This window comes from Moraxella cuniculi, assembly GCF_900637105.1.
Lineage (GTDB): Bacteria > Pseudomonadota > Gammaproteobacteria > Pseudomonadales > Moraxellaceae > Moraxella > Moraxella cuniculi.
The window spans coordinates 290389-310633 of the sequence record NZ_LR134343.1 but is presented as its reverse complement, the minus strand read 5'-3'; the positions used below and the strand labels follow the sequence as shown (position 1 = coordinate 310633).

Annotated in this window: 17 protein-coding genes; 9 read left to right on the top strand and 8 right to left on the bottom strand. The window is 47.8% G+C overall.

What is annotated here, in order from left to right:
• The first annotated feature begins 21 nt into the window (after nt 1-21).
• Both cmoB and EL162_RS01500 read left to right on the top strand, forming a co-directional pair.
• The gene (gene cmoB / locus EL162_RS01505; RefSeq protein WP_076554895.1) at nt 22-1059 is read left to right on the top strand and encodes a tRNA 5-methoxyuridine(34)/uridine 5-oxyacetic acid(34) synthase CmoB; all 1038 of its coding nucleotides are present in this window, start codon (nt 22-24) and stop codon (nt 1057-1059) included.
• Between the two features lie 105 nt (nt 1060-1164).
• The gene (locus EL162_RS01500; RefSeq protein WP_076554896.1) at nt 1165-2082 is read left to right on the top strand and encodes a DUF808 domain-containing protein; all 918 of its coding nucleotides are present in this window, start codon (nt 1165-1167) and stop codon (nt 2080-2082) included.
• Between the two features lie 329 nt (nt 2083-2411).
• Here the strand turns inward: EL162_RS01500 and EL162_RS01495 are convergent, their stop codons facing one another.
• Nucleotides 2412-3071: an SPOR domain-containing protein gene (locus tag EL162_RS01495; RefSeq protein WP_126329598.1), complete on the bottom strand. Its 660-nt coding sequence runs from the start codon at nt 3069-3071 to the stop codon at nt 2412-2414.
• Between the two features lie 162 nt (nt 3072-3233).
• Here EL162_RS01495 and EL162_RS01490 point away from each other — a divergent pair, with 162 nt between their 5' ends.
• The 4 genes from EL162_RS01490 to EL162_RS01475 all read left to right on the top strand — a co-directional run bounded on the left by EL162_RS01490 (nt 3234) and on the right by EL162_RS01475 (nt 6851).
• Entirely contained in the window at nt 3234-3470 is a 237-nt protein-coding gene (locus EL162_RS01490; RefSeq protein WP_076554899.1) for a DUF2788 domain-containing protein, read from the top strand.
• 30 nt (nt 3471-3500) lie between these two features.
• Nucleotides 3501-3845: a hypothetical protein gene (locus tag EL162_RS01485; RefSeq protein WP_126329596.1), complete on the top strand. Its 345-nt coding sequence runs from the start codon at nt 3501-3503 to the stop codon at nt 3843-3845.
• A 162-nt stretch (nt 3846-4007) separates the two neighbouring features.
• Nucleotides 4008-5135, top strand: coding sequence for an aminotransferase class V-fold PLP-dependent enzyme (locus EL162_RS01480; protein WP_126329594.1), 1128 nt, complete (start codon nt 4008-4010; stop codon nt 5133-5135).
• A 213-nt stretch (nt 5136-5348) separates the two neighbouring features.
• Nucleotides 5349-6851 (top strand): aminoacyl-histidine dipeptidase, encoded by a 1503-nt coding sequence (locus EL162_RS01475; RefSeq protein WP_126329592.1) that lies wholly within the window; start codon nt 5349-5351, stop codon nt 6849-6851.
• 462 nt (nt 6852-7313) lie between these two features.
• Here EL162_RS01475 and glmU read toward each other — a convergent pair whose 3' ends face one another.
• The 7 genes from glmU to EL162_RS01440 all read right to left on the bottom strand — a co-directional run bounded on the left by glmU (nt 7314) and on the right by EL162_RS01440 (nt 13644).
• The gene (gene glmU / locus EL162_RS01470; protein WP_126329590.1) at nt 7314-8672 is read right to left on the bottom strand and encodes a bifunctional UDP-N-acetylglucosamine diphosphorylase/glucosamine-1-phosphate N-acetyltransferase GlmU; all 1359 of its coding nucleotides are present in this window, start codon (nt 8670-8672) and stop codon (nt 7314-7316) included.
• A 9-nt stretch (nt 8673-8681) separates the two neighbouring features.
• Nucleotides 8682-9392: an ABC transporter permease gene (locus EL162_RS01465; protein WP_126329588.1), complete on the bottom strand. Its 711-nt coding sequence runs from the start codon at nt 9390-9392 to the stop codon at nt 8682-8684.
• A complete protein-coding gene (locus tag EL162_RS01460; RefSeq protein ID WP_126329586.1) occupies nt 9389-10111 on the bottom strand; it encodes an ABC transporter permease in 723 nt (240 codons plus the stop codon). The genes EL162_RS01465 and EL162_RS01460 overlap by 4 nt, the downstream gene beginning before the upstream one ends.
• A 178-nt stretch (nt 10112-10289) precedes the next feature.
• Nucleotides 10290-11042, bottom strand: a complete 753-nt coding sequence (locus EL162_RS01455) for a transporter substrate-binding domain-containing protein (RefSeq protein WP_227543443.1) — start codon at nt 11040-11042, stop codon at nt 10290-10292.
• 76 nt (nt 11043-11118) lie between these two features.
• Nucleotides 11119-11895, bottom strand: a complete 777-nt coding sequence (locus EL162_RS01450; RefSeq protein ID WP_126329584.1) for a transporter substrate-binding domain-containing protein — start codon at nt 11893-11895, stop codon at nt 11119-11121.
• A 93-nt stretch (nt 11896-11988) separates the two neighbouring features.
• Nucleotides 11989-12774, bottom strand: a complete 786-nt coding sequence (locus tag EL162_RS01445) for a transporter substrate-binding domain-containing protein (protein WP_076554907.1) — start codon at nt 12772-12774, stop codon at nt 11989-11991.
• 96 nt (nt 12775-12870) lie between these two features.
• Nucleotides 12871-13644: an ABC transporter ATP-binding protein gene (locus EL162_RS01440; RefSeq protein WP_076554908.1), complete on the bottom strand. Its 774-nt coding sequence runs from the start codon at nt 13642-13644 to the stop codon at nt 12871-12873.
• A 361-nt stretch (nt 13645-14005) separates the two neighbouring features.
• Between EL162_RS01440 and EL162_RS01435 the strand changes: the two genes are divergently transcribed.
• From EL162_RS01435 to topA, 3 genes are all read left to right on the top strand, one after another.
• Nucleotides 14006-16654 (top strand): DNA translocase FtsK, encoded by a 2649-nt coding sequence (locus EL162_RS01435; protein ID WP_375537708.1) that lies wholly within the window; start codon nt 14006-14008, stop codon nt 16652-16654.
• An 8-nt stretch (nt 16655-16662) separates the two neighbouring features.
• Nucleotides 16663-17301, top strand: coding sequence for a hypothetical protein (locus EL162_RS01430; protein ID WP_227543416.1), 639 nt, complete (start codon nt 16663-16665; stop codon nt 17299-17301).
• A gap of 210 nt (nt 17302-17511) precedes the next feature.
• A complete protein-coding gene (gene topA / locus EL162_RS01425) occupies nt 17512-20124 on the top strand; it encodes a type I DNA topoisomerase (protein ID WP_126329580.1) in 2613 nt (870 codons plus the stop codon).
• The last annotated feature ends 121 nt before the right edge of the window (nt 20125-20245 follow it).

Sequence of the window (20245 nt, the reverse complement as noted above, 5' to 3'; positions counted from 1 at the left end):
GGTTGATTGACAGTTAAGATTATGACAAGTATTGTACGCAGTGAGCAGGCACTGTATCAGACATTGTTTGCTCTGGCACAGCATTATCCGATTGCCTATGAATGGCTAAAACGACTGCCTGATTGGCTGACAGCCGTCAAAAATAAAGACCGCTATGCTCATGCACCGTTTTATCAGTCGGTGGTCGATAAGCTGCCCCCAATTGCCCCAACCGCTGTCTATCTTGATGAGGCGTGCGTGCGTGCCGAAGTGGCTTTTGATGACAGTGAGTATCGCCGCAGCAGGGCGTTGCTTGCCAATCTGATGCCGTGGCGAAAAGGTGGTTTTATCATTGGGCGTGATGATAGGACGATTCATATAGACACCGAGTGGCGTAGCGATCTAAAGTGGGAGCGAGTGCTGCCGCATATCAGTGATTTGACAGGCAGGCGAGTGCTTGATGTCGGTGGCGGCTCTGGTTATCATGGCTTTCGTATGGTTGGTGCTGGTGCCAGCACGGTGGTGGTGATTGATCCGTCATGTTTGTTTTATCATCAATTTATGGCGATACGGCATTTTTTGGGCGAGCTTGGCAATCGTTTTGGTCAATCGCCAATTCACTTTATCCCTGTGGGTTTGGAGGAGTTGCCCCAAGATACACGGCAGGCAGGGTTGTTTCATACAGTGTTTTGTATGGGGGTGTTGTATCATCGGGCATCGCCGTTTGAGTGCTTGGCACAGCTAAAAGCTCAGCTGGCACATGGGGGCGAGCTGGTGCTCGAGACTTTGGTGGTGGCAGGGGACGAAAATACGGTGCTGGTACCACAAGACCGCTATGCGATGATGAACAATGTGTATTTTTTGCCTTCGGTGGCAGCCCTGACAGTGTGGCTCAAAAAAGCAGGATTTGTGGATATTCGCTGTGTTGATGTCAATATCACCACAACCGATGAGCAGCGAGCAACCGATTGGATGACTTATCATTCGCTTGGTGATTTTTTGGACAGTGATGACAATAGCAAGACCGTAGAGGGCTACCCCAGACCCATGCGTGCGGTGATGGTGTGCAAGCGACCTTGAGATTTGATGATATTGGCTACAAATCTGCCACACAAAAGTCAGACAATATCGCTATAATAGCCGCCAGTGCCAATTGGCAATTTAACAACAACTAAAGGTGAGAATATGGCAGGAGGTAGTTTACTACTGCTACTTGATGACATTGCAGCAATTTTGGACGATGTCTCGGTAATGACAAAGCTGGCGGCAAAAAAGACCGCAGGGGTGCTGGGTGATGATTTGGCACTCAATGCCCAGCAAGTAACAGGGGTGCGTGCCGACCGTGAATTGGCAGTGGTTTGGGCGGTGGCAAAAGGCTCATTTGTTAATAAGCTGATTTTGGTGCCAGCAGCCTTGATTATCAGTGCTGTGGCAGCATGGTTAATCACGCCGCTTTTGATGATTGGTGGGGCGTTTTTGTGCTATGAAGGGGCAGAAAAAGTTGTCCATAAAGTCGCTCCAAGTTTATTGCCACATGATACTGATGACGATGCAGCCCATCAGCAACGCCTAAAAGCCAATGCCGATGAGCAGGTGGATTTGGTTGCACTCGAAAAAGACAAAATCCGTGGTGCGATTCGTACCGATTTTATCCTATCGGCAGAGATTGTCGTTATCTCGCTTGGGGTGATGACGGCGGCGACACTTGCCACCAAGGCAGCTGCACTATCAGCGATTGCAATATTGATGACGGTGGGGGTGTATGGCTTGGTTGGGCTGATTGTCAAACTTGATGACATGGGCGTGCATTTGCTGAACAAGCCATCATCTGCCGCACAAGCACTGGGTCGGGGGCTGCTTGCCTTTGCACCACAGCTGATGAGATTTTTGTCAATCGCAGGAACTGTAGCGATGTTTTTGGTTGGTGGCGGTATTTTGGTGCATGGTGTGGCAATCTTAAGCGAGCAAGCACAGACGCTGTCGGCATTGTCAGGCGTGTTCGGTGGCTTGACCGAGACGCTGTATAATGGTGTGGTTGGGCTGATTGCAGGCTTGTTGATTTTGGCAGGTGTTATACTTGGCAAAAAACTCATCAAAAAATAACCTTCGTGGCACAGCTGTCTGTTGTGCCATTTGTACAAATTCGCTGACAGACACGGACGGTTTGTGGCGTTTATGCTCATGTATTCACTTGTAGATTTGTATTATCAATTCACTCTCATGCACAAAACCATGCCAAGATTTTGTGTGGTGCTGTAGCGTTTTCTGTAATTTTAAAAATAACCAACCAATGCAGTCAGATGGCATGGCAACCACTTCGCCAATGGTGAATTTTGGTTTTATTTGGCTGTTATTTTTACCCATCATGGCACAAGAAGCAAGAAGGTTGTGGCTTATTTCATAAATAAGCCAATTGTGATGGGTTTTGGTGTTTATTGCTTGATAATCAGTGAATCAATGCCGTTATTGCGTAGACGAACGCTGGCAGCACTGGCTTCGGCTTCGTTCATTGGCGTGGAGATGACCTGATAGATGCTTATACCGTCTTTGGCGGTGCGGCGAATCACCACAGCATCTACGCCAGCCATCAGCACTTCGGCTCGTTTGATATCGGCTTCTTCGGCTTTGCGGTAGCTTTTGATTTGCAGGATATAATCGCCCTGCGAGGGTTTGTTTTGTGCGATACCACGATCGGACTCTTGGTCTGGGGTGGTGCCGACTGGCGTATCGTCTGATTTGGCGGCCGTGTCATCGCTGGACTTGGCGGTGCTGCCGATGACCAAATCTGTCGTTGGTGCAGGCAGAGAGCTTGCTTTATGCTGCTGAATGCTTACACCTTCAGGAATGCTTTGGAACTTTTGATTGGGCAGAACTTCATAAAACTCAAACACCATCGGTTCTTGCTTATCGTCAGCAGTGGTCGCTGCCTCTGGCTGTGGGGCTGGGGCTGATGATGACCCAAAAAACAGCCAGCCAGCAATTGCTGCCAGCAACAAGCCGACAAGTATGGTAATGCCACTCCAGCTGAACTTTGGTTCTGCATCTGAAGAAATGGCGGTAACAGCAGGCTGGTTGTGGCTTTTTGGCGTCATGATATATCCTGTGTAAATAAACGAAAAATTTGCCAAAGGTTGCTTTGGGCAATATTTTAGCAAATTTTTCCAAAAATATCGTGTTTAATTCTTGTATGAAGGTTGGTAGTTGCCATTTTTATTGTTATAATGTGGTAATAAATTATCACAAAGGTGCTTTTGATGTCTGTGATGGCGACACAATTTATGGTATCTGCCGAGACAATAACCACTTTGGGGCTGTATGTCCTATTGCCAGTTTTTATCGGGTTTTTGATTTTTATCATGTGGGATATTTCAAAAAAGTCTGATGCAGGCAAGGCAGGAACTTTTTGGATTTTTGTTGCCTTGGGCATGGGCTTTTTTGGCTTTATTGCCAAGCTGGTTATCGAATTTGTGCTTGAAAAATGGGTTTTGTAACGCATTTGGGCGTTTTATTTGGAGAATATTATGAAAACTTTGGCAATTTTTGTGGCATTGTCGGCGGCGATGATGCTCAGTGCTTGCGGCGATAAGAAAGAGAAGGTTTATGCTGTTGATCGTGTTGAGGCGGCACAAGAGGCAGCTGTGGCAAAAGCACCAAAGCCAGAAGAGATAATCTTTGAAGACCATGGTCAGCCAACCTTCGCCGAAACCGCTGCCAAGGGCGGTGCAAAACCAGCCGATGCTGCGACAACCGACACAGCCACAGCGGACAAGGCAGTTGAGGCGGCAGCTGACAAATCGGCTGAAAAAACTGATGAGTCAGCAGACACCGCCAGCCAGTCGCAAGCAAGTGATGCTGCCAAGCAATAATCCCAAAACCCACAGGCTGTAGTTTGTGGGTTTATTTTTGTGTTTTTGCTTGCCAAGCCTTCGGGTGGGCGTGGTAGTATCTGTGGCATTGGCACACAATATTGTGCAATGATATTTGATATATTATTTATTTTTAATTACCATTAACAACAAGGAGTGTCTATGTCGGCAACAAATTTGGATTCTAAGCAACTGCTTGAGTACTCGGTGGTATATACCGAGCGTGCGGTTAATCATATGTCCATGCAATTTCAGGCGGTGATGCGAGGGTTGTCTTATGAGCTTCGGCAGCTATATCAGGCTGATGCGGTGGCAATCGTACCTGGCTCTGGCACATTTGGCATGGAGGCGGTGGTGCATACGCTGGCAAAAGACAAGGACTGTGTGGTGATTCGTAATGGCTGGTTCAGTTATCGCTGGACGCAGATTATGGACGCAACAGGTTTGGTGAAGTCTTGTCAGGTGTTCAAGGCACAAGCCAAGCAGCACGATGGCGTATTACAGTTTGTCCCAGCTGATATTGACAAGGTGGTTGATTATATCCACAAGCAGCGTCCGCAGTTGGTGTTCGCACCCCATGTTGAGACAGCATCTGGCATTATGCTGCCTGATGATTATATCAAGGCTCTGGCACAAGCGGTACACGCAGTTGGTGGACTGTTGGTGGTTGATTGTATTGCTTCGGGGTGCTTGTGGCTGGATATGAAACAGTTGGGCATAGATGTGCTGTTGTCTGCACCACAAAAAGGCTTGTCCAGTACACCTTGTGCTGGTTTGGTGATGTTGTCAGATGCCGCCAAGCAAGCAGTGGCGTGCAGTACGCCATCAAGTTTTGCACTTGATTTGCGAGCATGGCTCAATGTGATGGCAGCATACGACAGTGGCGGTCATGCTTATCATGCCACGATGCCAACCGATGGCTTGGTGCAGTTGTATCAGGCATTGCTTGAGGCAAAGGCACAGGGCTATGATGTGCTAAAAAATGCCCAAATCACACTTGGAGAGCGGATTTTGGCTTTATTAAATGCCAAAGGAATTAACAGCGTTGCCGATCGAGCGGTGCAGGCGTATGGGGTGATTGTTTGCCATGCACCAAACGAGGCGGTGCATAAGGGTGCGGCATTTGCCGAAGTGGGCGTGCAGATTGCTGCAGGCGTGCCATTGCAACTTGATGAGCCAGCAGATTATCGCAGTTTTCGCATTGGACTGTTTGGCATTGATAAATTAACCGATATTGATGGCACGGTGGCACGCTTTGCATTGGCGGCAGATCAGGTGTTTGCGGTATAATTTTGGATAGCTTGCCGCTAATATAAACGGCATGGGCGTATAAATTGGACAAGTATTTTGCCGTTTTGCTGATTAATATTGACAGATTGGCGGACAAAAGGGCGATGTGGGGCATTGCAGACCTGCTGTGGCTGTACTGCTTGGGGTGATGATTGGCATATTAAGAAATAAACTTAGGCGATACCAAGATAGCAAAAATAACTAGGAGGTTGTATGAGTTTTCATGCTGTGGCATATGAAAAAAATCTGGCGGTGGTTCAGGCATTTGAGCCGAGCCTGTTATGGCAATGGTTTGCACGCATCAGTGCAATTGCTCACCCAAGCCATCATGAAGAGGCTCTGGCAACTGATATTGTCGCATGGGCAAAGTCGCAAGGGCTGGCAGTACGCCGCGATGCGGTGGGCAATGTCATCATCAAAAAACCCGCTTCGGCAGGCTATGAGAATCGTGCCACCATCGCTTTACAGGCACATTTGGACATGGTACCACAGGCCAACGCTGAAGTGGAGCATGATTTTGCCACCGATCCCATCAGGCTGCGAATCAATCCCAATGACGGTGCTTGGCTGATGGCAACAGGAACGACCTTGGGGGCGGATAATGGCATTGGCATGGCAAGTTGCCTTGCGGTATTGGCAGATGATACGCTGGCTCACCCAGAGCTTGAGGTGCTGCTTACCATGACTGAGGAGACTGGCATGGTTGGGGTGTTTGGTTTGCAATCAGGCGAGCTTAACGCCACGATGATGATTAATACTGATACCGAGGAAATCGGCGAGGTGTATATCGGCTGTGCTGGTGGCATTGATGCTGATGTCAGATTGCCCGTGCTGTGGCAAAAAACCGCCTTTGATACCGCCATCACCATCGACATTAAGGGCTTGCGTGGTGGGCATTCTGGGCTGGATATTGATAAGAACCGCAGCAGTGCCATCAAGATATTGGCACGAGTTTTGGCGGTGCTAAATCAACAGTTTTCTGGACAATTTGCCATCTCTGGGCTGCATGGCGGTACTTTGCGAAACGCCATCGCTCGTGAGGCAACCGCAACCATCAGTTTGCCACAGACCATCAAATCCCAAGTTGTGCAGTGCATTGAGCTGACTTTGGATACGATAGCTGCCGAAATTGCCAAGGCGGAACCGAACTTTGTTGGTACGGTGGCACAAACTGCCCTGCCAGATACCAGCTTGACACCACAAGACAGCATGCAAGTGGTGGATTTGATTCATGCTTTGCCAAATGGAGTGGTACGCCAAAGCGATGTGGCAGCAGATACGGTTGAGACTTCTTTATCGTTTGGGCAATTGGCACTTGATGAGTCAGGTCTGCGGTGCGTGTTGCTGATTCGCTCATTGGTAGAATCTGGCAAGATGGCGGTGTGCGATGTTTTGTCAAGCATTGCACGCCTAGCAGGTGCAAGCGTGTGTTTTAGCGGCGATTATGTTGGCTGGAATCCTGATGAGAATTCTCCAATCACAGCCCTGACCGTGTCTTTGTACGAAAAAATCCTAAACCGCAAGCCTGATATCAAGGTCATTCATGCAGGGCTGGAATGCGGTTTGATCAAAAAAAGCCACCCCAACCTTGATATTGTCTCAATTGGGCCTACCATCAAAAATGCTCACTCGCCTGATGAGATGGTGCATATCGAATCGGTGGCGGCTTATTGGCGATTATTGACTGATATTTTGGCAAATGCACCAATGCGATGATTTAACTTGACGGTTGAGTGCTTTAAGATAGCAGTCGATGCCATCAAAATTTGGGTACAGTTCCATATGGACGCACACACTTGGCTTGGCAAGTGTCTGCTTGGCGGTTGGCAATGTTTAATCAATCGCAAAATTGTGTGGGTGGCGGATAGTTATCTGCTGGCAAATGTTTATGCCTAAGGCTGCAAAGGTTATTTGGCAGCAAAGCCAAGTGGCAAAATGATGGGTTTGTCGGTTGAATAAACTTGCAGCTTGGGGCAAAAGTGCGATAAAACCACGATGATTTGTCGCAAATTAACACGGTTAGCATCGTTTGTTTGAACCAAAAATTGGCGACAAGGCTATAGCGACAAGACTTGGGATATTGCCAAATCTACAGACAAGTGTAAGCTTGGCAGGGCAATGCTTGGTGCAAAAGGCTGCACCAAGTGATGAAGTTGTCCGAGTTAAGATCGGTGATTTTTAGGTTTTTTTCGTGGGACGACGCCAGTTGTCAATGGTAACTTGCTGACTGCGTGCCAGTGTTAATTTGTCATCGGCGGCATTTTTGGTAATCACTGATCCTGCCCCGATGGTGGCGTTGTTGCCGATATTAACAGGAGCGACAAGGCTGGAATTACTGCCCACAAAAGCACCATCGCCGATGACTGTGCGAGATTTGTTCACGCCATCATAGTTGCAAGTGATGACGCCAGCACCAATATTAACCTCGCGACCAATTTCGCTGTCGCCAGCATAGCTTAGGTGATTGATTTTGCTGCCTTGTCCGAGCGTGGTTTTTTTGGTTTCGACAAAGTTGCCGATTTTGACATTGTCAGCCAGCAGAGTCTGGGGGCGTAAATGAGCAAAAGGCCCAATGCTGGCATCAGAGCCGATATTGCTGCCATCGATGACGCAATAAGGCTTGATATGAGTGGCGTTGCCAATGGTGCTGTCAGTGATGATTGTCCCTGCATCAATCTGCACGCCATCACCAAGCGACACCTCGCCGATAAATATGGTGTTGATATCAATAAACACATCTTGCCCACAGTGCAGTCGCCCACGAATATCTACACGATCAGGGTCGGCAAACTGCACGCCAGCGTGTTGTAAGGTGCGTATCTGATGAGCCTGATAGTGGCGCTCTAGATTTGCCAACTGAATGCGGTCATTCACCCCTTCGATTTCAAAATCAAACTCTGGGGAAATGGTCGCAATCTCCACACCATCAGCAACCGCCAATTTGACAATATCGGTCAGGTAATATTCACCCTGTGCGTTATCATTGGTGAGACAAGGCAGGTATTTGTGCAATAGGGCGTTGTCCACGCAATAAATGCCGCTGTTGATTTCTTTGATGGCTTTTTGGGCATCGGTGGCGTCTTTTTGTTCAACGATGGCAATGACTTGCTCGTTTTTGCGAATAATGCGACCCAGCCCAAATGGATTGTCCACCTCTAGGGTCAGCATGGAAATGCCAGCTGTGTTGGCAGCGACCAATTGCTTGAGTGTGTTTTCGGTGGTAAGTGGCACATCACCATACAAAATCAGGCTTTTGCCTGTGGTGGGTAGATGAGGCAGGGCGACTTTGACAGCGTCGCCTGTGCCAAGTTGCTCGGTTTGTTCGGCAAAAATAATATCATACCCTGCCAGTGCTTGTTTGACCATCTGACCACCAAAGCCATAAATCAGCACGGTACTGTCTGCACCGATGGCAGCACAAGTGTCTAGCACATGACGCACCAAAGGCTTGCCAGCCAAGGTTTGTAGCACCTTTGGTCTGGTGGATTTCATGCGTGTGCCTTTGCCAGCGGCCAAGATGATGGTATGCAGGGTCATGATGGCTCCTTAGGATTGGTGAGTGGGTGTGTAGTATTTGTGGTGATTGATGCGATGCTCAAACTGGCGAAATGCGAACAAAAATACCCAGCTGATGAGCAGATAAATCACCCCAGCGGCAAAATACATCTCAAGGTTCAGGTAGGTTGCAGCCATGATTTCACGAGCCTTATAGGTCAGCTCAGCAACAGTGATTGATGCCGCCAAAGCACTGCCTTTTAGCATAAAAATCACCTCATTGCTATAGGCAGGAATCATGATACCAAAGGCACGAGGCAGGGTGATGCGGCGTAATTTTTTTAGCTTGGACATACCGATGGCATCGGCAGCTTCCAGTTCGCCTTGTGGCACAGCTTGTATGGCACCACGCACAATCTCGGCAATGTAGGCAGAGGTATTGAGTGTAAAAGCAATGATGGCACACCAGTAGGCTTGGCTTAGCACAGGCTGCCACAGGGCAGATTGCTTGATGGCATCAAATTGACCCAAGCCATAATAGATTAAGAAAATCTGCACCAAAAGCGGCGTGCCACGAAAAAAGAAAATATACATTGCAGGGATTGCACGCAGCCATACCACAGGCGACAACCGCCATAAGCCAAGCAAAACACCAAAGATAAGACCCAAGGCACAAGAGGCAATCACCAGCTCAAGCGTGGTGATGGACGCTGACAACAGGTCAGGAAAATACTTAATAATCGCTTGCCAATTCCAATTCATGCCTGACCTCGTGATTGTTTGCGTAACATCTTAGCGTAGCGTGCAGCAGGGTTGGCACGAGCCTCGCACCACATAACAAACAGCGTAATGATTGATGTCAAAGCCAAATAAATCAGTGCTGCTGCCAAATAAAAAGTAAATGGTTTTTGGGTTGCTTGCGAAGCACGCTGGGCAAAATACATCAAATCCTTCAGCCCGATGAGTGATACTAGGGCGGTGTCTTTGAGCAGCACCAGTGTCAAGTTACCAAGTCCGGGCAGGGCAACCAGCCACATTTGGGGTAGGATAATGCGTGTCCAAGTCTGAAAAGGTGTCATGCCAAGACTTTCGGCAGCCTCAAACTGACCCTTGGGAATGTCTTGAATCGCCATGCGAAAAACTTCGGTGGCATAGGCTCCAAACATGACAGACAGAGCCACAACCCCTGCCCAAAATTCAGAAATATTAATGCGACCTTGATAGCCGAGCTGTTTGGCGATGACCAAAAAAATCACACTGCCGCCATAAAAGATAAAAAACACCATGAGCAGTTCAGGAATGCCACGCACGACAGTTGTGTAGATATTGGCAAGTTTTTGCAAAATCCACAGGTTTGAGAGTTTGGCACACGCACCCAACAGCCCAAAAATCAAACCAAAAAACAAACTGGCAAGACCCAGTTTGATGGTCAAAAGTGTACCTTGCATTAAAATTGGGCCGTAGCCTTGTAAGTCAAACACGCTGATACCTTGTGCGTTGCCTGAGCAACTTTTGATGTTAATATAAACGCACACTGGCAAGGTCTAGCCCAGCCAAGAGTGCAATGGATTATTGTAGCACAAAACAGACCGCTGACCTAGAGACCTAGGTCAAGCCTGATAAACTCGTCTTTGGTGGAGCTGTGCTGATAGGCTTGTGTTATTGCAAGTCCTTTGGCATACCTTCAGCACCAAAATGCTTGATGACGATTTTTTCATAAGTGCCATCAGCCTTGATGGCATCTAGGGCATCGTTGATTTTTTGTAGCAACTCTGTGTTGCCTTTATCAACGGCGACAGCGACTTTGTCATCGATGTCAATATCAGAACCTTTGATGGTGAAATTTTTGCCCAAATCAGATTTCAGCCAAGTCAAAGCAGGTAATTTGTCAGAAATCATGGCATCAGCACGACCATTGCCCAAATCAATAAAGGCATTGTCCAGCGTGTCATACAGCTGTGGCTTGCTGTTTGGGTAAGTCTGGGTCAGCCACTGGCTTGAGATGGTTGAGCGTTGGGCGGTGATTTTGGCATTTTCGATGTCGGTTTTTGAACTTGGGTCAAATTTGGAATCGTTTTTTGCCAAAAATACCAAATAGTTAATGTAGTAAGGCTTACTAAAATCTACCTGCTCGCTACGCTCTGCGGTTACAGACATTGCCGAAACGATGGCATCAAATTTGCCTGTTTTTAGTGCAGGGATAATGCCGTCCCAATCTTGAGCGGTGATTTGGCATTGTGTTTGCATTTTTTCGCACAGAGCATTGGCGATGTCAATATCAAACCCAGCCAAGCTGCCATCAGGATTGGTAAAATTATACGGTGCATAAGAGCCTTCGGTGGCGATACGCAGCACCGAGTCGGCTGTATTGTTTTGGTTGCCACAGGCAGTTAATGCCAATGCACCAAGCATGGTTGCAAATAGGGCGGTGGTTTTTAGTTTCATCATCATCTCCTTGATTGACTGATGGGTGCCTATCTTGGCGGTGTTATTTTTGCAATAAAGTTTGTTTGTCAAAATACTTGCTGACGATTTCGTCATATTTGCCATTTTGCTTTAGGGCGGCAAGTGCATTGTCAAAATCCGCTTTTAGAGCAGTGTCGCCTTTGCGGACAGCGATGGCAACCTTGTCATTGATGTCAATGGGCTGACCTTTGATCTCAAAATTTGCCCCTGTCTCGGTGCTTAGCCAGTCGGTGATTGGCACAGCATCAGACAGCATCAAATCAGCACGCCCTGCTGACAAATCAAGATAGGCATTGTCTTGTTTGTCATAAGCCTTGACGATGGCATCGGGATGGTTTTGTTTGAGGTAATCAGCTGCCAGTGTCGCCTGCTGTGTGGCGACCGTTTTGCCAGCAATGCTATCGATGGTAGTGGCATCGCCTTTTTTACCAACCAGTACCAACGCATTGTCAAAATACGGCTCGCTAAAATCCACCACTTGCTGACGCTCTTGCGTGATGGACATACCTGCCATAATCGCATCAGATTGATTGGCGTTTAGGCTTGGAATTAAGCTGTCCCAATCTTGGCTGATGATGTTGCACTGGGCTTTGATTTGCTCGCACAGGGCATTGGCAAGGTCAATCTCAAAACCCACCACATTGCCCTGCGTATCCAGATAGCTAAAGGGCTTAAAATTTGACTCGGTTGCGATGCGAATTTGTCGTGTAGCATCAGCGGGCTTATCATTGTTGGTGCCGCAAGCGGTAAGTGTGGCAAGGGCAAGGGCGGCGGTTGTTAATTTTATAATAAATTTCATGATAAACTCCTCTTGTTAAACATCAACCAAGTCTGCATTCACTTGGGGCTTAGGTTGCCTTGCCGTCATTGGCGTGGCGTGTGGCGGTAGGTATTATTGAAAATGGGCTTTTTCAATTTCTGCCAATTTTCCTGTTTGTTTTAAGGTTGCCAGTGCTGCGTCAAATTGTGCTTTTAGTGCATCGCCCTTACGCACGGCAATACCTAGGTTGTCGTTGTTGTTAATCTCTTCGCCAACCAGACCAAATTCTTCGTTGCCTGCTTGTTTTAGCCAATCTGATGCGGAGGCTTTTTCTGCCATGACTGCTTGGTTTCGACCTGCTTTTAGGTCAAGATAGGCGTTGGTGTAGGTGTCATACAACTGCACACGGTTGCCATCTTTGCCGTCATATTTTTCGCTAATGTAGGCAGCACCTGTGGTGGAACGCTGACCGCCCAGCACTTTGTCGGTGATGTTATTGGGGTCAAAGCTGCCGTCTTTTTTGGCAAGCCATGCGATGGTGTTTGAAAAATATGGCTCGCTAAAATCCACTTGAGCTTGTCGCTCTGGTGTGATGGACATACCTGCGATGATTGCGTCATATTTGCCCATCAATAGGCTTGGGATTAAGCCGTCCCAATCTTGGGCAACGATTTGGCATTTTGCCTGAATTTCGGCACAGATGGCATTGATGACATCAACATCGAATCCAACGATATTGCCACTGGGGTCGGTGTCATTAAATGGAGGGTAGGCGGCTTCGGTTGCGATAATCAGCTCGCGTTGTTCGGTGGTTTCGGCAGTTTGTTTGCTTTCGCTTGTGGCGGTTTCGTCTTTTGATTGTGAACAGCCAACCAGTGCAAGGCAAGCGATGGCAAGTGTAGCAAATGGTTTAATCACGGTTTTTCCTTAAGCTGGGTTCTTGGCAGTAAAAGAGACAAATTCCAGCTTGCATTAATAAAACAAAAATTCTTCAGCCAACTGGCACAATACCAATCAGCGGTGCGATGCCATAAATTCACGCACTCGTGGTGATTTTGGATTGTCAAATACTTCTTCAGGCGTGCCGATTTCCTCGATACGACCTTGGTGCAAAAAGACCACCTTGCTGGATACTTCACGAGCAAAACGCATCTCGTGGGTTACAATCAGCATGGTGCGACCTTCGGCAGCAAGCTCACGCATCACCGCCAAAACCTCATTGACCAATTCAGGGTCAAGAGCAGATGTCGGCTCGTCAAAAAGCAGCACCTGTGGACGCATGGCAAGCGAACGGGCAATCGCCACACGCTGTCTTTGTCCGCCTGATAGATTGTCAGGATAGGCATCTTTTTTGTCCAGCAAACCAACTTTGGTGAGCAGTCGCTCGGCATCGCTGATGGCTTCTGCTTTTGATAGACCCAGCACTTGGGTCGGGCCTTCGATGATGTTTTGTAAGATGGTTTTGTGCGGCCAGAGGTTAAAATTTTGGAAAACAAAGCCGATTTTTGAACGCAGTTTTTCCAGTTGTTTTTTGTCAGCGGCAACCAGTTCGCCTTTGTGGGCTTTGAGCTTTAGCTCCTCTTGACCGACAATAATCTTGCCAAGACTTGGTTTTTCGAGCAGATTAATGCACCGCAACAGCGTGGATTTGCCAGAACCTGACGAACCCAAAATGCTGATAACATCGCCATCATGAGCAGTCAAAGAAACGCCTTTTAGCACCTCAAGCGAGCCATAGCTTTTGTGAATGTCTTGCAAATCAAGTGCAATTGGGCGTAAATCAGTCATGAAAATTCCTAAAATTGTAATGACAAAAAACAAGATGGCAAAGACCGTTGGTTATCGGTAGCGGTCATTAGCCAAAATAATTGTTATAATTTTACCGAAAAATCCAATAAAGGCAAACATTTTCTTAATTTTTTCATCGTTTGACAAAATTAGTCATGCCAAATTGTATCAAGCGATGGCTTTGGTCGCCGAATTCGGCATGGTTGTGGAATATTTGGTAAAATGCCATAAATTTCGCTATAATAAGCGGTTATGTTGCCACTTGGCTTTGGGCTTTGTGCGACAGCCTTAACCACCCAACCCTTATGCTAGAGTATCCATGAAAACTTTATCGCTAAATCAATTCATCACGCCAAAAAAAATGTCCTTGTTTGGGCAATTGCTACTCACTGTCATTGGCACGGTGCTGTTGGTATTTTTGTTCTTGGCATTACTGTCGTACGACAAGACGGATTCGGCATGGTCGCATATCGGCAGCAATCCTGAGATTGCCAATGTTGCTGGGCGTATGGGTGCGTGGGTGGCGGATATTTTGCATACTTTTTTTGGTTATGGTGCATGGTTTTTGGTGCTGGTTTTGGCGTATGAGTTGGCACGACTGTGGTGGTCGCACGCCAAATTGCTGTGGGTGCTAAGGGTGTCAGCTTATGCCTTGTTGTTGGCATTTATCAGTGCTTTGCTGGCTTATATGGGTGATTTTCGGGATAATGGGCTTGCAGCCAGCTTGGGCGGTGCGATGGGTTTTGAGCTACAAAAAAACCTAGTCATCAATCTGGGGGCGAGCGTTACGGCATTGGCACTGATTGCGTTGATTGGTATTATTGCTGCCCTAAGTTTTGAGATTCGCTGGGCAAATGTGGCGGCGATGATTATGGATTGGGTGGGGCAGGCTCGCCCAAAAGCCGATAATGAACAAACGCCAGTGGCAGAAGTGCCAAAGCAGCCTGTGGCTGACGATGTTGATGAGCCGATTGATGATGTCGTGCAGGCTCATAATCATCATGGGGCGTTGGAGAGTTTTTTGTGTCATTCTGGGCTAAGAGATGAGCTGCTTGCCAAGCGACAAGCCGAGCAAGATGCCGCTGCCCAAAGGGTGCTTGATGAGCAGATTGCCCTACAGACCCAAGCGATAAGTTTGTCCGAGCAGATGCCGAGCGATGATGAGAGTCTGACTTGGCAGTATGAGTCAGATGATGAGCCAAATCCATACAGTACTGTGGCAGACGAGCATATCATCAATGAGGCGAGCGTATCGCTGGCATTGACTGATGAGCCAAAGATACAGCCAGATGAGGCAGCACCAAGTACAGTGGATAGATATAATCAATTGGGTAAATTACGCATTGATTCTGCTGATGTTGATGCCAATCATCAGCCACAGACAACCGTATCTGCCAAGCCTTACGAGCCGATGCCAGAGCTGGTTGATGGATTATCAGATGAGCCAAATGATACAGCGGCTTGGGCGGATGAGCCAAGTCAAGCTGGCGGTCAGCCCAAGTCATACGCAATGGGTAAGCTTGCCTATCGCATGAGTTTATCGCCAATACCTGAGCTTACGCTGCTTGACACCCCAGATTATCAAAATAAGCCAAAGGTTAGTGAAGCCGAAATAAAAGAAGCCTCTGAATTGCTTGAGATTAAACTGCAAGAGTATAATATCCAAGCACAGGTGATGGCGGCGACCGTCGGCCCTGTGGTAACACGCTTTGAGGTAGATTTGGCAGCAGGGGTGAAGGCAAGCCGTGTTACACGCGTGGCACAGGATTTGGCACGCTCAATGTCCAAGGCATCATTGCGTGTGGTTGAGGTGATTGCTGGCAAGCCTTATATCGGCATAGAAGTACCAAATGTCAAGCGAGAGATGGTACGCTTGATTGAGCTATTAGACACCGCCGACTACCAAGACCCAGACAAACAAATCGCCATCGCTGTCGGCAAGGACATCAGCGGTAAGGTGGTGATTGCCGACCTTGCCAAAGCACCGCATATGCTTGTGGCAGGTACGACAGGCTCGGGCAAATCGGTGCTGGTGAACTCATTTTTGTTATCCATGCTCCTAAAATACACCCCCGATGAGCTGAAGCTGGTACTGATTGACCCCAAGCAACTGGAGCTTGCGAATTATAACGACATACCGCACTTATTAACCCCTGTGATTACTGATATGCAAGATGCGGTGGCGGCATTGACTTGGTGCGTGAATGAAATGGAACGCCGCTATCGATTGATGAGTAAGCTGCGTGTACGCAAGATTGCCGAATTTAACAAAAAAATTATCCAAGCTGAACAAAGTGGCGAGTCAATTTATGATCCATTATGGCAAGCCAATGATAGCGTCAGTCAGTCCAAACCACCAAAGTTAAAGACACTGCCGATTATTGTCATTGTGGCAGATGAGTTTGCTGACATGATTATGCAGCTGGGCAAAACTGCCGAAGAGCCAATCGTACGACTGGCACAAAAAGCTCGTGCTGCTGGCATTCATTTGCTGCTTGCCACCCAGCGACCGACAGTCAATGTGGTTACAGGACTGATCAAGGCAAATGTGCCATCTCGTGTGGCATTGAGGGTTAATACCAAAGTGGATAGCCGTACCATCATCGAAGAGGGCGGTGCCGAGGATATGCTGGGTAATGGCGATATGATGTTTATCGCTCCGGGCAAAAACTCTGCCGAGCGTGTGCATGGTGCTTATGTTGATGATGATGAGGTGAACCGTGTCTGTGATGCGTGGCGTGAGCGAGGCAGTCCTGACTATATCGACCTGTCAGAGAGTTATACTTTTGATGGTGAGGGCAGTGGTGATACCAGCAGTGTTGCCGATGGCGATCAATTATACGAGGCGGCAGCGGCATATGTGGTAGAGACACGCAAGCCATCGATTTCGTCAGTGCAACGCAAATTTAGCATTGGCTACAACCGTGCAGCACGCTTGCTTGATCAGATGCAAGAAAGAGGCTTGGTTTCGGCGATGGATAATAGTGGCAAACGCCAGTTGTTGTTATAGGTGTACCGATGGATTTGTCAAATACAGCGATTGCCATTATCGTGGTGCTGGTGGTGGCAGGGTTTTTGCTGGGCAATTTTATGGCGGCTCGTCCAAGTCCAGCAGCGGTACGGGTGGCAGATTTTCGCCTGATGGCGAGATCTTATCAGATTTTCCCAAAGCTCATCGCTTGCCCTGATTGGCTTGTGGCTCAAAAAAATCTCATCAGCCCTGTGCCTGCCGATCGTCATCCAAGCGAGGCTACCGCCAAGATTGCCCAGTATACGCTGACCGCTCATGAGCTTGCCCTGCCAATGGTGCAGTATAAAGCGGTGGCAGGTGTCTGGCGACTGGTGGAACAGGATTTTTATACCGCCAAAATGCGTCAGCAGGCGGCACGATTGGACGGTGTGCCGATTTTGTTGCCTGATGCGATTGCCTCACGCACTTTGGGGTTGTCAATGAAGGCAAATGCGGTGGCGTTGTATTGGCTTGATGACAAATATCAGCACAGCCATAAGGCGTATAAGCTGGATAAAAATCAAGCAGCGGCAGATTTGGTGGATATGTACAAGGCATTAATCGGCTGGGCAGAAACGGTGGCGGTGGTTAAGCTGAGCATGGGCGTTGTCAATCAACAACCCGCTGAAGGCGACAACATTGGCTGATAAATTCACTAAGGTTGTCTGGATAAATGCACAAAAAACAGGGCAAAATCACCACAAACTGTGAAAAATGATTGACAAAATCAAATTTTCACCCTATAAATGCAATAATTCGTCAATAAATCGCCAAATGATTTGTGCGATGATGGGTATTTTTTAAGATATTTAAATATAAAGTTACTATTTATTAAATTGTTTATGACAGGGCAAGATATGGCAACCAGCAAAAAAACCACCACCAAAACCACAGCAAATGCCAAGGGTAAGGCTTTGGTGATTGTCGAGTCGCCAGCCAAGGCCAAAACCATCAACAAATATCTGGGCAGTGGCTATATCGTCCGCTCAAGCATTGGCCATGTGCGAGATTTGCCTGTCGGTGGCAGCGGCACAAAAGCAAGCAAGGACGAGGAGGCAGGGCTAAATCGTGAGCAAAAAGCCCAGAGGGCATTGGTTCGCCGCATGGGGGTAGACCCTGAGCATGACTGGGCGGCTGTTTATGAAATCTTGCCAAACAAAACCAAAGTAATTCGTGAATTAAAGGCTCTAGCAAAAGATGCCGACAAAATCTATCTGGCAACGGACTTGGATAGAGAAGGAGAGGCGATTGCGTGGCACTTAAAAGAGGTTATCGGTGGCGATGACGACAAATACAGTCGTGTGGTATTTAACGAAATCACCAAATCCGCCATCGAAAATGCCTTCAAAAGCCCTGATAAGCTCAACATTGACCGAGTCAATGCCCAGCAAGCACGCCGATTCTTAGATCGTGTGGTGGGTTTTATGGTCTCACCACTGCTGTGGGCAAAAATCGCTCGTGGGCTGTCGGCAGGGCGTGTCCAGTCTGTGGCAACCCGCCTTGTGGTAGAGCGAGAGCGAGAAATCCGTGCCTTTGTGCCTGTGGAATATTGGCAAATCCACACAAAAAACACCGCGGCAGGTGAGATATTGACCCTAGAGGCAGTCAAGCAAGGCGGCAAGAGCCTAAAGCTGGATAATAAGCAGGCAGCAGATGCGGTGGTGTCGGTGCTAAGTTCTGCTGATTTTGTTGTATCAAGCATTGACGAAAAACCCACCCAGTCTCGTCCCTCTGCCCCATTTATCACCTCGACACTGCAGCAGGCAGCCAGCACTCGCTTGGGCTTTAGCGTCAAAAAAACCATGATTTTGGCACAGCGATTGTACGAAGCTGGTCATATCACCTATATGCGTACTGACTCAACTTTCTTGAGCCAAGACGCATTGACGGCGGTGCGTGGTTATATCGGTGAGCAGTTTGGCGGTGCTTATCTGCCCGAAAAGCCCAATTTTTATGGCAACAAACAAAATGCTCAAGAGGCACACGAGGCGATTCGTCCGTCTAATGTTGCCATAAAATCCAGTCAATTGACAGCGATGGAGCGAGATGCACAGCGTCTGTATGAGCTGATTTGGCGGCAGTTTGTCGCTTGCCAAATGACACCAGCACGCTATCAGTCGGTCAGTTTGTTGGTGGCTGCGGCTGACATTGAGCTAAAAGCCAAAGGACGGACGCTGATTTTTGATGGCTATACTCGCATACAGCCACCAGCCAAAAGCGATGATGTGTTGCTGCCAAAGGTTGCTGTTGGCGACAAATTGCCATTGACGGCGATTGAGCCTAGCCAACATTTTACCAAACCACCAGCACGCTACAGTGAGGCAAGTCTGGTCAAAGAGCTAGAAAGTCGCGGTATCGGTCGCCCATCAACCTATGCCTCAATTATCTCAACCATTCAAGAGCGTGGCTATGTAAAACTTGAGAACAAACGCCTGTATGCCGAAAAAATGGGAGATATTGTTACCGAACGCCTAATTGAGAGTTTCCCTGATTTGATGGATTATGCGTTCACGGCAGGGCTTGAGGATAAACTTGATGAAGTGGCGGTTGGTGATGAGAATTGGAAAGTGGTGCTGAATAATTTTTATCATGAATTTAAACAAAAATTAGACACCGCCAAATCATCAGATGGTATGCGACCAAACAACCCAACCAATGTGCCAGAGATTGGCTGTGATGCCTGCGGCAGACCCATGCAGGTGCGTACAGGCTCGACAGGCGTATTTTTGGGCTGCACAGGCTACAATCTGCCACCAAAAGAACGCTGTAAAGGCACAAAAAATCTCATGCCAGTATCGGCATTTGCCTTTGATGCGGACGATGAGTCGGCAGAGGTTCATGCCTTGCTGGAGAAAAAACGCTGCCAGCTGTGCAATGCGGCAATGGACGGCTATATCGTCGATGGCGGGCTAAAATTGCACATTTGTGGTAACAATCCTGATTGTGAAGGCCATTTGTTAGAGCAGGGCGTGTTTGAGGTTGCTGGCACGAGTAATGACGCACCAACCATTGATTGTGATAAATGCGATGGGCAAATGGAACTAAAAACTGGGCGTTTTGGGGCGTATTTTGCTTGCCAAAAATGCGACAATACGCGAAAAGTGCTAAAAAATGGACAAGCAGCACCGCCACGCATGACAGCCATTGCCATGCCACATTTACGCTCTGGGCGGTTTGATGACCATTATGTGCTGCGTGAAGGGGCGGCAGGTCTGTTCTTGGCGGCATCAAAATTCCCCAAAGTGCGTGAAACTCGTCCGCCAAAATTGAGCGAATTGCGTACCATCAAAGATGAGCTTGAGCCAAAATTTCATTATTTGTTTGACGCTCCTGATGTTGATGATGAAGGCAATCCGACCATCTTGCGTTGGAGTCGTAAAAATGCCGAGCAGTATATCGGCTCTGAAAAAGACGGCAAAGCCACCCGTTTTGCACTGGTATGGCGACAGGGGGCTTGGGTGAAGCAATAGCATTTATTCAATTGTAAGCAATTTCTTACAACAATTGACGCATTTGCCATCTGTTTATCGTTGTGATTTTGGTGCATAATATGCACATAGCAACGGAAAACTCCAATGGATTGGAGCATGG